The following is a 13848-nucleotide window of genomic DNA, read 5'->3' as shown; positions in this document are numbered from 1 at the left end:
CGCGGGATGTAATGCCTCCATGGATATAGCAGCCATTACATCGGCCTGGGTGGCGGGCTGGACCGTCTCCCGCGGCACCCCCGCCGCCGTCCCCGAGCCCTGGGGCCACCGCATCGAGGTCGGCCTGCCCCGCCACGTCGTACGGCACGTCCTGCCCGCCCCCGACGCCGCCTCCGTCGGCGCGCTCTGCGCCCGGCTCACCGCCCCGTACAGCTGGCTCAAGGTGATGGCCGCCCCCGAGGAGGTGGCCCCGTGGATCACCGAGGGGTGGACGGTCCCCGACGATCCCGGCTTCATGATGGTCAAGCCGCTGGACCCGGCCGCCCGGCCCGCGCCCCCGGAGGGGTACGCCCGGACCACCGAGACCCGCGACGGCGTCATCCGGGTCCGGATCCTCGCCCAGGACGGCACCCTCGCCGCCCGCGGCCAGATCGCCCCGACCGGCTCCACCGCCGTCGCCGACCAGATCGAGACCGACCCCGCCCACCGCCGCCGCGGCCTCGGCTCCAACGTCATGCGCACCCTGGAGGCCGCCGCCGCCCAGGCCGGCGCCGGGACCGGCATCCTCGCCGCCACCACCGACGGCCTCGCCCTCTACGACTCCCTCGACTGGCGCTACCGGGGCCCCCTCACCGGCATCGTCCGGGACGAACCCTGATCCCACCCCGGTCGGCCCGACCCCGGCCCCCGACCCGGCGCGCCCGGAACCGCGCCCGACCGCGCTCCCGCCCCCGCATGGGCTCCCGCCCCCGTGCGGGCAAATCGTTCCGCCGGGGCGGGACGGGTGGACACACGGGACGGCCCCCCAGGCGGCGCCTCCGCCCCGCACCCGCCCCGCGCCCACGGACCCCGCCCGACCGCCCGGCCCCGCGCCCGACGCGACCCCGCACGAACGGGACCGCATCCCACCAACCCGCCCGTCCGGCTGCGCGGGGCACCCCACACGAGGCATGCTCGATCCATGGCGCGAGGCGTACGGAGAAAATGGTGCGGGACCCTGCTGCTCGCGGCGGCCCTGACCGCCGGCGGAGCGAGCGGCTGCGGGGCCGAGGCCCCACCGGCCCCCGGCGGCCCGGCCTCCGGCACGACCGCACCCACGACGCCGGCCACCACCACGACCGCGCCCACCACCCCGCCGACGGACTCCCCGGCCACCACCGCGACCACGGCGCCGGTGACACCGTCCGCGGAGCCGCGCCCCGGCGAGGTCCTCGTCGAGGTCGTCGTCAACGGCGGCCTCGCCGGGGTCCGCAACCGGCTCGTCGTCCACTACGACGGCACCTGGACCGTCGACTCCGGCAGCAAGCCGCCCCGCACCGGCCGCCAGACGCCCGCGGAAGCCGCCGAGCTCCGCGCCGCCCTGGAGGACCCGGCCTACGCGCGGGTCCCGAACCGCCCCACCGGTGACCCGATCCCCGACGGCTTCCAGTACTACGTCACCCACCGCCACCACCTCGTGGTCGCGGACGACGGGGAACGCCCGCCCGCCCTCCGGCGCGTCTTCGCCGCACTCCCGGAAGGCGGCCCCCCGACGAGCCCGTGACCACCGGCCTCGGCGTGCGGGCCCGGGGCCCCGTCAGCCCGTGGGCGCGGCGATCTCCGCGTACCGGCGGCGGAGGTAGGCGTCGACGCGGGCGGGCATGTCCATCGAGGACGGGTCGAGGGCCCACTGGATCTGGAGGCCGTCCATGACGGCGAGGTGCTCCTGGGCGACGGCGAGGCAGTCGAGGCCGGAGCGGAGTTCACCGCGGCGGACGGCGGCCTCCAGGAGGTCGACGGTGTGCCGGAGCACGCGCGCGTAGCGCTCCTTGAAGTACTGGTGGGCGGGGTGGCCGACGTTGCCGGACTCGCCCACCAGGACGTTGAACATGCGGACGATGCCGGGACGCCGGGTGTTCTCCTCGATCAGGGCGACGAGGGTGTCGAGGTAGGCCGCGTACGACACGGGCTCGTCACCGAACAGCCGCTCCACGTCGTGCTGTTCGCTCTGCGCGAGGACCGAGAGGAGCAGGTCCTCCTTGCTGCGGAAATGGTGCAGCAGCCCGCCCTGGGTGATGCCGCAGTCGTGGGCGATCCGGGCGAGGGAGGAGGCGTGGAAGCCCCACCGGCCGAAGTGGTCGACCGCGGTGTCGAGGATCTTCCGGCGGCGCGCGTCGCCGACCGCGTAACTGCCCCGGCCTGCGCTCTTGCGGGGCGCTCGGCCCGTGTTCTCCGGCATGCGCCCACCTTAGACCGGCCCGGAACAGGGCTTTTGTCGCGTGATCCAGGACACATTCCAGAAACCTAGTGGTCACTCGGTTTTCGCGCCTAGCCTGAGGGCGTCCAGGGGAGGCACCGCTCTTCCCGGCCACACCCCGGAGCCCTGACATGCACCCGTACCAGGACCCCGCCCGCCCCGTCGACGAACGCGTGGAGGACCTCCTCTCCCGCATGACGCCGGAGGAGAAGGCCGGGCAGCTCTTCCACTCGATGCTCACGATGAATCCCGACGGCACCCCGGTGACCGCCACGGACGGCCGGACGGCGCCCTTCACCACGCCCGAGCTCATCGCGGGCCGGGGGCTCACCCACTTCAACCTGCTCGGCACCCACGGCGCCCGCGAGACGGCCCGCTGGCACAACGCGATCCAGGAGATGGCCGCGGACACCCGGCTCGGCATCCCCGTCTCGCTCTCGACGGACCCGCGGCACGCCTTCACCGACCACGTCGGCGCCTCTTTCGGCTCCGGCGCCTTCTCCGCCTGGCCCGAGGCGCTGGGCCTCGCCGCCGTCGGCGACCCGGAGCTGGTCTTCCGCTTCGCCGACACCGTCCGCCGCGAGTACCTCTCCGTCGGCTTCCGCACCGCCCTCCACCCGCAGATCGACCTCGCGACCGAACCGCGCTGGTCCCGCCAGTCCGGCACCTTCGGATCGGACGCGCAGCTGAGTGCCGAACTGGTGGAGGCGTACGTCCGCGGCCTCCAGGGCGACCTCCTGGGCACCGAGTCGGTGGCCGCGATGGTCAAGCACTTCCCCGGCGGCGGCCCGCAGAAGGACGGCGAGGACCCGCACTTCCCGCACGGCAAGGAGCAGGTCTACCCGGGCGGCCTGCGCGAGCTGCACCTGGAGCCGTTCAGGGCCGCGATCACCGCCGGCTGCTCGCAGATGATGCCGTACTACGGGCAGCCCGTCGGCACCGACTGGGAGGAGGTCGGCTTCGGCTTCAACAAGGGCGTCGTCACCGGTCTGCTCCGCGAGGAGCTCGGCTTCACCGGCGTCGTCTGCACCGACTGGGGGCTGCTCACCGATGCCGCCGTCCTCGGCGAGACGCACGAGGCGCGGGCCTGGGGCGTCGAGCACCTGAGCGTCGCGGAGCGGGCGGCCAAGGCCATCGACGCGGGCGTCGACCAGTTCGGCGGCGAGCAGTGCCCCGAGGTGATCGTGGAGCTGATGGCGACGGGCCGCGTCCCCGAGGCGCGGGTCGACGACTCCGTACGCCGCCTGCTGCGCGAGAAGTTCCTGCTCGGGCTCTTCGACGAGCGGCGGTACGTCGACCCCGACGAGGCCGCCGAGACGGTGGGCCGCGCCGACTTCACGGCAGCGGGCGCCGCCGCCCAGCGCCGGTCCCTCACCGTCCTCACCGACGGCCCGCTCCCCCTGACGGGGCGGCCGAGGCTGTACGTGGAGAACGTCGACCCGGCGGTCGCGGCGGCGTACGGCGAGGTCGTCGCCGACCCGGCCGCGGCCGACCTGGCGGTGCTGCGGCTGCGCACGCCGTACGAGGAGCGGCCCACCCTCTTCGAGTCCTTCTTCCACTCCGGATCCCTCGCCTTCCCGGACGGGGAGCTGGCCCGGATCCTCGGGCTGCTGGCCGCCGTGCCCACGGTGGTCTGCGTCAACCTGGAGCGGCCGGCCGTCCTGCCGGAGATCGCCGAGCGGGCGGCGGCGCTGATCGCCGACTACGGGGCGAGCGACGACGCCCTGCTCGACGTCGCCTTCGGCCGCGCCACGGCCGAGGGACGGCTCCCCTTCGAGCTGCCGCGCTCGATGGCCGCCGTGGAGGCCTCCCGGCCCGACGTCCCCAACGACACGGCGGATCCGGTCTTCCCGCACGGCCACGGCCTGACCCTGCAACTCCCGCCGCCCCACCGCCCGGGCCCGACCCGGTAGGCGGCGCCCACCCCTTAAGGCCCGGCCCCGTAGCCACCGCCCCACCGCTCGGGCCTGACCCTGGGGCTGCCCCTCGGGCCTGACCCCGGGTGCCCGGCGTGCCCCGGCTCCCCCGGCCAGAGCCCCGCCGCACGGCCAGAGCCCCGCCGCACGGCCGAGCGGCAGGCACCCGGCTCCCGGCCGGCGTGCCCGAGCGCCTCCGGTCCACGCACCCCCAGACCGCGGGGTACCTGAACGACCCCGCGCACGATCCGGGGCCCTCCCGTGGGGGGCCGGGCCCCGGATCCCTTTCCCCCGCCCGCATGTCATGCACCTGAAGGGTTCTCCATGCGCACCCACCTCGCCCTGTCCGCGGCCGTTGCCGTACTCGCCGGAGCCGGCGCCACCGCCTACGCCACGACCGCGGACACCGCCGGGTCCGGACCCGCCCGCCCGCTCGCCGGGATGCGGATCCTGATCTCCAACGACGACTCGATGCAGGCCGCCAAGGCGAGCAACTCCGACGGCCTCGGCCTGTACGAGCTCCGCCGCGCGATGTGCGCCGCCGGAGCGGACGTCGTCGTCATGGCCCCCTGGCAGGTCCAGTCCGGCAAGGGCACCGCCGTCACCAACGGCGGGGTCCTCACCGCCCAGCGCCGCACCACCCTGCCCGCCGGATACGAGAACGACTGCTCCCAGGCGCCCTCCGCCGGCGCCGTCTACGGCGTCTGCCTGTCCGCCGGCCCCTGCACCAAGGACTCCCCGTCCGCCACTCCCGCCGACACCGTCAAGCTCGCCCTCCGCGCCGGACTCAGAGCCAGGGCCGGCTGGACCGAGGCCCCCGACCTCGTCCTCACCGGCATCAACTCCGGCCCCAACGTCTCCGCAAGCGTCAACGACTCCGGCACGGTCGGCGCGGCCGTCGCCGCCGTCGACCAGGGCGTCCCGGCCCTGGCCTTCTCCTCCTCCGGCGACGAGAGCCGGCTGAACTTCCCCCGCGTCAACTACCGGGCGCACGCCGAGTTCGGCGCCCGGCTCGTCGCCGGACTGAGGCAGCGCGGCCTGCTGACCCCGAAGTTCGCCCTGAAGGTCGACTACCCCGACGTCAGCGCCGGAGTGCCGGCCCAGGCCCCGGTGTGGACGCGCGTCGGCGACGGCGCGGTCGTCTACCACGCCTTCGAGCAGCGCGGGGACGGCGACTCCTTCGACATCGCCCTCGGTCTCTGCCCGGTGGACGGCGGCGGCGAGGGCGAGTGCGCCGAGGGCCGTGCCGACGCCGACTCCACCTGGCTGCTCGACAAGGGCCACGTCACCATCGCCCCGATCACCTGGGACCGCACGTACGGCACCCCGGTCGACGCCCGCCGCGAGCTGGACCGGATCGAGCACTTCGTGAAGCACGACGCCCCGCGCCCCTGACACCGGCGGTGCGCCGCCCTCCACGCGGGCGCGTGTCCGCTCCGTGACGTCCCGACCGCGAAACGTGTTTGTCCCGGCCGTCCCGCCCCGCGAGGATGGCCGGGACCGACTGCCGAGACGAGAGCGGATAGAACGACGATGTCCTCCCCCTTGACCCTCGACCGCCGCGAAGGACCGTACGGAGAGGTCGTGCTGCGCCGCCGCGCCGAGCACTTCGAGATCATCGCCAACGGCACCTTCCTCATGGACACCTCCGACGGGCGTTCCGAGCGCCTCCTGATCGACGCGGCCCAGGCCGCCCTCCCCGCCGAGTCGCGCACCGGCGCCGCCGTCCTCGTCGGCGGTCTCGGCGTCGGCTTCTCGCTCGCCCACGCCGCCGCCGACCCCCGCTGGGCCCGGATCGTCGTCGCCGAGCGTGAGGACGCGATCATCGACTGGCACCGCCACGGCCCGCTCGCCGCCATCTCCGGGGCCGCGCTCGCCGATCCGCGGACGGTGATCCTGCACACGGACTTGATGGACTATCTCCGCACTTCCCCCGACACCTACGACGCCCTCTGCCTCGACATCGACAACGGCCCCGACTGGACCGTCACCGAGGACAACGAATCGCTGTACGCGGCCGAGGGGTTGGCCGCCTGCGCGGCCCGCCTGAACCCGGGCGGTGTCCTCGCCGTATGGTCCGCACGACCCTCCGCGGATTTCGAGGAGTCGTTGCGGAATGCCGGATTCAGCGGGGTACGGACCGAAGAGGTCCCCGTTGCCCGGGGCGTCCCCGACGCGGTCCACCTCGCCGTACGCCCCTGATCGCGCCAGGACCGCTCCTGGATAGCCGGGACGCCGCCGGTACCTCTAGGCTGCTGCACCGACATCGGCGACGCGAGGCGGGGCAATGGAGCAGACACACACCACTCACCACGGTGCGGCGGCCACTCCGGGGGCCCAGCGGCGCGTCCTGGTGGTCGAGGACGACGCCACGATCGTCGAGGCCATCTCCGCGCGGCTGCGCGCCGAGGGCTTCCTCGTGCAGACCGCGACGGACGGCCCGGCGGCCGTCGACGCGGCCGAGGCCTGGCAGCCGGACCTGATGGTCCTCGACGTGATGCTGCCCGGCTTCGACGGCCTGGAGGTGTGCCGCCGGGTCCAGGCCCAGCGCCCCGTCCCGGTCCTCATGCTGACCGCCCGCGACGACGAGACCGACATGCTGGTCGGGCTCGGCGTCGGCGCGGACGACTACATGACCAAGCCGTTCTCGATGCGCGAGCTGGCCGCCCGGGTGCACGTGCTGCTGCGCCGGGTGGAGCGGGCCGCGCTGGCGGCGGTCACCCCGCGCAGCGGGATCCTGCGCCTGGGCGAGCTGGAGATCGACCACGCGCAGCGCCGGGTCCGGGTGCGCGCGGAGGACGTGCACCTGACCCCGACCGAGTTCGACCTGCTCGTCTGCCTGGCGGGCACCCCGCGTGCGGTGCTCTCCCGCGAGCAGCTCCTCGCCGAGGTGTGGGACTGGGCGGACGCGTCGGGCACCCGGACCGTGGACAGCCACATCAAGGCGCTGCGCCGGAAGATCGGGGCCGAGCGGATCCGCACGGTCCACGGCGTGGGGTACGCGCTGGAGACCCCGGCGCCGTGAGCCGGCCGGTGCCGGGGAGGCCGTACGGGGGGCAGGGACCCCACCGGCCGCGACGTCCCCGCCGGATCGTGATCTCGATCAAGACGAAGCTGGGCGCCCTGGTCGTCGGGGCGGTCCTGCTGACCTCCGCCCTCGCCCTGGTGGCGATCCGGACGTCCACGGAGTTCCGGTACATCACGGTCTTCGCGATGATCGCGACCCTGCTGATCACCCAGTTCGTGGCACAGTCCCTGACGGCCCCGCTCGACGAGATGACGACGGTCGCGGGGGCGATCTCGCGCGGCGACTTCAGCCGTCGGGTGCGGGGCGCGGACCGGCGGGACGAGCTGGGCGACCTGGCGTCGACCATCAACCGCATGGCGGACGACCTGGAGGCGGTCGACCGGCACCGCAAGGAGCTGGTGGCCAACGTCTCGCACGAGCTCCGCACCCCGATCGCCGCGCTCCGGGCGGTCCTGGAGAACGTCGTGGACGGGGTCTCCGAGGCCGATCCGGAGACCATGCGGTCGGCCCTGAAGCAGACCGAGCGGCTCGGCCGGCTCGTGGAGACGCTGCTCGACCTGTCACGCCTCGACAACGGTGTCGTGGCGCTGCGGGCGAGCCGCTTCGAGGTCTGGCCGTATCTGTCGGGGGTGCTGCGCGAGGCGAACCTCGCCGCCTCCCAGCGCGGCCTGTCCTCCACCTCGGGCCTGCACAACCGGACGGACGTACACCTGCACCTGGACGTGTCGCCGCCCGAGCTGGTCGCGCACGCGGACGCGGAGCGGCTGCACCAGGTGATGGCGAACCTGATCGACAACGCGGTGAAGCACTCGCCGCCGCACGGCCGCGTCACGGTGCGGGCCCGGCGCGGGCCGTATCCGGACTCGCTGGAGCTGGAGGTCGAGGACGAGGGCCCCGGCATCCCCGAGTCGGAGCGGCACAAGGTCTTCGAGCGGTTCAACCGCGGCTCGGCGCCGCACCGGCCCGGTCCGGGCAGCGACGGCGGCACGGGGCTCGGCCTGGCGATCGCCCGCTGGGCGGTGGATCTGCACGGCGGCGGGATCGGCGTGGCCGAATCGTCACGCGGCTGCCGCATCAGAGTCACTCTTCCGGGCAGCCTTCGCTCGAGAGATTGACGTAGGGTTCGAACCGGAAGCGCACGTTCTGCGTGTACGTGAGCAGGACCTGCGATGACGTGAGCGGAACTGCGCCTCCGTGATCGGCACCTGCGTGCACCTGAGCGGGACACGATCAGGGATGCGGCCCAAGGGGGCCGTGCCCGCGCTTTCCCGTACCCTCACACCGACGGAACCACGGTTGTTTCCCGCCATTCACGGCCCCGAAACACCCCGTCAAGTGTGACTTGCGCGACGTTGGAGTGCCCGGCCTGCACCTCTCGGCCGGACAGGCGTAGCCTTTATTTCCGCTGTCCATCACCTTGCGAAGCGGAAGAGGGCGGTTGCCGCCGTGTCGTCTCAGTCCCCCAGTACCCCGAGCTCCCCGGCCGACCAAGACGGGACGGGCGTGAGCCCCGCCGCCGCCTTCGGTGCCAACGAGTGGCTCGTCGACGAGATCTACCAGCAGTACCTCCAGGACCCGAATTCGGTCGATCGTGCCTGGTGGGACTTCTTCGCCGACTACAAGCCCGGAGCATCGGAGACCCCGGCCGCCCCGGCCACCACCACGCAGTCCACCCAGGGCGTCCCCGCCGCGTCGCAGGCGGGCCCCGCACAGGCCGCGCCTTCGGCCCCCGCGGTCGTTCCCGCCCCGGCTCCCGCCCCGGCCCCGGCCAAGCCGGCCGCGGCCCCCGCGCCGGCCGTCGCGAAGCCCGCCGCCGCCGCTCCGGCGCCGGTCAAGGCCGCTCCCGCCGCGGAGGCCCCCGCCGGTCCCGAGCTGATCACGCTGCGCGGCCCCGCCGCCGCGGTCGCGAAGAACATGAACGCCTCCCTCGATGTGCCGACGGCCACCTCCGTCCGCGCCGTCCCGGTGAAGCTGCTCTTCGACAACCGGATCGTGATCAACAACCACCTGAAGCGCGCCCGGGGCGGGAAGATCTCCTTCACGCACCTGATCGGCTACGCGATGGTGCAGGCGATCAAGGCCATGCCGTCGATGAACTACTCCTTCGCGGAGAAGGACGGCAAGCCGACCCTGGTCAAGCCGGAGCACGTGAACTTCGGTCTCGCGATCGACCTGGTGAAGCCGAACGGCGACCGCCAGCTCGTCGTCGCGGGCATCAAGAAGGCCGAGACGCTCAACTTCTTCGAGTTCTGGCAGGCGTACGAGGACATCGTCAAGCGGGCCCGCGTGGGCAAGCTGACGATGGAGGACTTCACCGGCGTCACGGTCTCGCTGACCAACCCCGGCGGCCTCGGCACCGTCCACTCCGTGCCGCGTCTGATGCCCGGACAGTCGGTCATCATGGGCGTCGGCTCGATGGACTACCCGGCCGAGTTCCAGGGCACCTCCCAGGACACCCTGAACAAGCTGGGCATCTCCAAGGTCATGACCCTGACCTCGACGTACGACCACCGGGTCATCCAGGGTGCCGCCTCCGGCGAGTTCCTGCGCGTCGTCGCCAACTACCTCCTCGGCGAGGAGGGGTTCTACGACGACATCTTCAAGGCCCTGCGCATCCCCTACGAGCCGGTCCGCTGGCTCAAGGACATCGACGCGTCGCACGACGACGACGTCACCAAGGCCGCGCGGGTCTTCGAGCTGATCCACTCCTACCGGGTCCGCGGCCACGTCATGGCCGACACCGACCCGCTGGAGTACAAGCAGCGCAAGCACCCCGACCTGGACATCACCGAGCACGGCCTCACCCTGTGGGACCTGGAGCGCGAGTTCGCGGTCGGCGGCTTCGCCGGCAAGTCGATGATGAAGCTCCGCGACATCCTCGGCGTGCTGCGCGACTCGTACTGCCGCACCACCGGCGTCGAGTTCATGCACATCCAGGACCCGAAGCAGCGCAAGTGGATCCAGGACCGCGTCGAGCGCCCGCACTCCCGCGTGGAGCGCGAGGAGCAGCTGCGGATCCTGCGCCGGCTGAACGCGGCGGAGGCCTTCGAGACCTTCCTGCAGACCAAGTACGTCGGCCAGAAGCGCTTCTCCCTGGAGGGCGGCGAGTCCGTCATCCCGCTGCTCGACGCGGTCATCGACTCGGCCGCCGAGTCGCGCCTCGACGAGGTCGTCATCGGCATGGCCCACCGCGGCCGCCTGAACGTCCTCGCGAACATCGTCGGCAAGTCGTACGCGCAGATCTTCCGCGAGTTCGAGGGCAACCTCGACCCGAAGTCGATGCACGGCTCCGGCGACGTCAAGTACCACCTGGGCGCCGAGGGCACCTTCGTCGGTCTCGACGGCGAGGAGATCAAGGTCTCCCTGGCCGCCAACCCCTCCCACCTGGAGGCGGTCGACCCGGTCCTGGAAGGCATCGTCCGCGCCAAGCAGGACGTCATCAACAAGGGCGGCACGGACTTCACCGTCCTGCCCGTCGCCCTGCACGGTGACGCGGCCTTCGCCGGCCAGGGCGTCGTCGCCGAGACGCTGAACATGTCTCAGCTGCGCGGCTACCGCACCGGCGGCACGGTCCACATCGTCATCAACAACCAGGTCGGCTTCACCGCCGCCCCGGAGTCCTCGCGTTCCTCGATGTACGCGACCGACGTGGCCCGCATGATCGAGGCGCCGATCTTCCACGTGAACGGCGACGACCCGGAGGCCGTGGTCCGCGTCGCGCGGCTCGCCTTCGAGTTCCGCCAGACGTTCAACAAGGACGTCGTGATCGACCTCATCTGCTACCGCCGCCGCGGTCACAACGAGGGCGACAACCCGCAGTTCACCAACCCGCAGATGTACAACCTGATCGACAAGAAGCGTTCGGTGCGCAAGCTGTACACCGAGTCGCTCATCGGTCGCGGCGACATCACCCTCGAAGAGGCGGAGCAGGCGCTCCAGGACTTCCAGGGCCAGCTGGAGAAGGTGTTCGCGGAGGTCCGCGAGGCCACCAACGCCCCGGCGTCGGCGACCGTGCCGGACGCCAAGGCCGAGTTCCCGGTCTCCGTCACCACCGCGGTCTCCCAGGAGGTCGTGAAGCGGATCGCCGAGTCGCAGGTCAGCGTCCCGGAGCGGATCACGGTCCACCCGCGTCTGCTGCCGCAGATGCAGCGCCGTGCCGCCTCCATCGACGACGGCACCATCGACTGGGGCTTCGGCGAGACCCTCGCCATCGGCTCCCTGCTGATGGAGGGCACCCCGGTCCGGCTCTCCGGCCAGGACTCCCGCCGCGGCACCTTCGGTCAGCGCCACGCGGTCCTGGTGGACCAGGAGACCGGCGAGGACTACACCCCGCTGCTCTACCTGACCGAGGAGCAGGCCCACTACAACGTCTACGACTCGCTGCTCAGCGAGTACGCGGCGATGGGCTTCGAGTACGGCTACTCCCTGGAGCGCCCGGACGCCCTGGTCATCTGGGAGGCCCAGTTCGGTGACTTCGTCAACGGCGCGCAGACCGTCGTCGACGAGTTCATCTCCTCGGCCGAGCAGAAGTGGGGCCAGACCTCCGGCGTCACGCTGCTCCTGCCGCACGGCTACGAGGGCCAGGGCCCGGACCACTCGTCCGCGCGCCCGGAGCGCTTCCTCCAGATGTGCGCCCAGGACAACATGACGGTCGCCATGCCGACGCTGCCGTCGAACTACTTCCACCTGCTGCGCTGGCAGGTCCACAACCCGCACCACAAGCCGCTCATCGTCTTCACCCCGAAGTCGATGCTGCGTCTGAAGGCCGCGGCGTCCAAGGTGGAGGAGTTCACCACCGGCGGCTTCCGCCCGGTCATCGGCGACGCGACGGTCGACCCGGCCGGCGTCCGCAAGGTCGTCTTCTGCGCCGGCAAGGTCTACTACGACCTGGAGGCCGAGCGTCAGAAGCGCGGTGACACGGAGACCGCGATCATCCGTCTGGAGCGCCTGTACCCGCTGCCGGGTGCCGAGCTCCAGGCCGAGATCGCCAAGTACCCGAACGCCGCGAAGTACATCTGGGCGCAGGAGGAGCCGGCGAACCAGGGTGCGTGGCCGTTCATCGCGCTGAACCTGATCGACCACCTGGACCTGGCGGTCGGTGCGGACATCCCCGCGGGCGAGCGCCTGCGCCGGATCTCGCGTCCGCACTCCTCCTCCCCGGCGGTCGGCTCGGCCAAGCGCCACCAGGCGGAGCAGCAGCAGCTGGTCAACGAGGTCTTCGAGGCCTGACCGACCTTTCCGCACCACGTGCGGCCGGAGGCCCGGCATCCCCTGGGGGGTGCCGGGCCTCCGGCGTCCCCGGCCTATCCTGATCGCATGTACTTCACCGACCGTGGCATCGAGGAACTGGAGAAGCGGCGCGGCGAGGAGGAGGTCACCTTCGAGTGGCTCGCCGAGCAGCTGCGGACCTTCGTCGACCTGAACCCCGACTTCGAGGTGCCGGTCGAGCGCCTCGCGACCTGGCTGGCCCGCCTGGACGACGACGAGGACGACGACGAGTAGGAAGCACACCGGGCGGCGAAGCCGGCGCTCCCGCGGCCGGTCACAGGCCCACCGCCGCCGGTCGTCGGCTCGGTGCCACCGCGGCCGGTCGTCGGCTCGACGCCACCGCGGCCGGTCGTCGGCTCGACGCCCCGGGCCGGTCGTGGGCTCAGCTCAGCACCCCCAGCCGGTCGTCGGCTCGACGTCCCCGCGGCGGTCGTGTGCTCAGCACTTCCCCGACCGGTCGCGGGCGAGCCCGAGCACGCCGTACGCGACGAGCAGCGCTCCTGCCGTCGCCCAGCCGCCGGAGCGCCGGCCGACGCCCCAGACGAGCAGCGGCGCGCCCGCGGCGAGCTGCACCGCGCTCAGGGCCCGTGCCTTCGGGCCGCGCAGGTACGGGCGGAGGGGGCCCTCGGCCACCGCGTCGAGTTCGGCGCGCACGGCGTCGCCGCCCCGGGCCCGGAGCTTCGTCAGGGCGGGGGAGCCGCTGTCGCCGGGCCATTCGAGCTGCTCGGCGTCCTGGGCCAGGGCGACGGAGCGGAGCCGGTCGGCGTTCTCGCCGGGGGTGAGGCCGGTCGGCAGGGCGAGGCCGACGCGGGCGAGGACGGCGACGACGCCGACCAGCCGGGCGTGGGCGTCGGCGTCCGGGTCGGGCCGGGTGAGCGGTTCCAGGGCCTGCACGTCCAGGACGGGGTCGAGGGCGAGCCGGGCGGCGAAGGTGCGCACGGCCTCGTCCTCTCCGACGGGGGTGCCGTCCGCGAGCCAGGTGTAGCCGACGGTGCGGCGGAAGCCGGCGGCGAGCGTGAGTCCGGCCCGTTCGCGGTCCCACCACAGGGCGACGACGGGCCAGGTGGCGGCGGAGACGGCGAGCGCGGTGGCCCAGCCGGTGACGACCTGCTCGACCGGCTCCCCGCCGTGCAGCCACGGTTTCCCCTCGGGGACGAGCACGCTCCAGTCGGTGCCCGCGGGGGCGAGGAGCAGCTGTTCCCTGAGCAGTCGGGCCGGCGGGCGGACCGCCGGTGGGTCGGCGCGGCAGAGCAGCAGCGCCCCGACGGGGTTCGGTCCGGATGTCGCGTTCATGCCCCTACGCTAGGCCAATTTGTCCGTATAGGAAGGCAATTGCTCCGACCCTGTCAGGGGAGAGTCAGGGTTGACTTCCCCAGGCCGCGATATATCGTGTCAATCGA

Annotated in this window: 11 protein-coding genes; 9 read left to right on the top strand and 2 right to left on the bottom strand. The window is 72.8% G+C overall.

Features of this window, described 5'->3' with window-relative positions; translation table 11 throughout:
- Positions 1–19 precede the first annotated feature (19 nt).
- Complete coding sequence (locus AC067A_RS01530; protein ID WP_478612949.1) at positions 20–658, top strand: GNAT family N-acetyltransferase; 639 nt, start codon at positions 20–22, stop codon at positions 656–658.
- A gap of 303 nt (positions 659–961) precedes the next feature.
- Complete coding sequence (locus tag AC067A_RS01525; RefSeq protein WP_478612946.1) at positions 962–1543, top strand: hypothetical protein; 582 nt, start codon at positions 962–964, stop codon at positions 1541–1543.
- 33 nt (positions 1544–1576) lie between these two features.
- On the opposite strand, the gene AC067A_RS01520 is transcribed toward AC067A_RS01525, so the two are convergent.
- Complete coding sequence (locus tag AC067A_RS01520; protein WP_478612944.1) at positions 1577–2218, bottom strand: TetR/AcrR family transcriptional regulator; 642 nt, start codon at positions 2216–2218, stop codon at positions 1577–1579.
- A gap of 149 nt (positions 2219–2367) precedes the next feature.
- Between AC067A_RS01520 and AC067A_RS01515 the strand changes: the two genes are divergently transcribed.
- The 7 genes from AC067A_RS01515 to AC067A_RS01485 all read left to right on the top strand — a co-directional run bounded on the left by AC067A_RS01515 (position 2368) and on the right by AC067A_RS01485 (position 12682).
- Positions 2368–4149: a glycoside hydrolase family 3 protein gene (locus AC067A_RS01515; RefSeq protein WP_478612942.1), complete on the top strand. Its 1782-nt coding sequence runs from the start codon at positions 2368–2370 to the stop codon at positions 4147–4149.
- A 327-nt stretch (positions 4150–4476) separates the two neighbouring features.
- On the top strand, positions 4477–5547 hold the full coding sequence (gene surE / locus AC067A_RS01510; protein ID WP_478612940.1) for a 5'/3'-nucleotidase SurE: 1071 nt from the start codon (positions 4477–4479) through the stop codon (positions 5545–5547).
- 138 nt (positions 5548–5685) lie between these two features.
- Positions 5686–6354 carry a spermidine synthase family protein gene (locus AC067A_RS01505; protein WP_478612937.1) on the top strand — a complete coding sequence of 223 codons (669 nt, stop codon included), beginning with the start codon at positions 5686–5688 and terminating at the stop codon, positions 6352–6354.
- Positions 6355–6439: 85 nt separating this feature from the next.
- A complete protein-coding gene (locus AC067A_RS01500; protein ID WP_017236227.1) occupies positions 6440–7177 on the top strand; it encodes a response regulator transcription factor in 738 nt (245 codons plus the stop codon).
- 65 nt (positions 7178–7242) lie between these two features.
- Complete coding sequence (locus AC067A_RS01495; RefSeq protein ID WP_478613497.1) at positions 7243–8295, top strand: HAMP domain-containing sensor histidine kinase; 1053 nt, start codon at positions 7243–7245, stop codon at positions 8293–8295.
- Positions 8296–8626: 331 nt separating this feature from the next.
- Entirely contained in the window at positions 8627–12409 is a 3783-nt protein-coding gene (locus AC067A_RS01490) for a multifunctional oxoglutarate decarboxylase/oxoglutarate dehydrogenase thiamine pyrophosphate-binding subunit/dihydrolipoyllysine-residue succinyltransferase subunit (protein WP_478612933.1), read from the top strand.
- An 87-nt stretch (positions 12410–12496) separates the two neighbouring features.
- Positions 12497–12682: a DUF6104 family protein gene (locus AC067A_RS01485; RefSeq protein ID WP_024761804.1), complete on the top strand. Its 186-nt coding sequence runs from the start codon at positions 12497–12499 to the stop codon at positions 12680–12682.
- 204 nt (positions 12683–12886) lie between these two features.
- On the opposite strand, the gene AC067A_RS01480 is transcribed toward AC067A_RS01485, so the two are convergent.
- Positions 12887–13741 (bottom strand): hypothetical protein, encoded by an 855-nt coding sequence (locus tag AC067A_RS01480; protein ID WP_478612930.1) that lies wholly within the window; start codon positions 13739–13741, stop codon positions 12887–12889.
- Between the last annotated feature and the right edge of the window lie 107 nt (positions 13742–13848).

The sequence above is a fragment of the Streptomyces sp. NPDC043176 genome (genome assembly GCF_056436715.1).
Note: the sequence above shows the minus strand (reverse complement) of the source record. Positions and strands in the feature narration are given on the sequence as shown.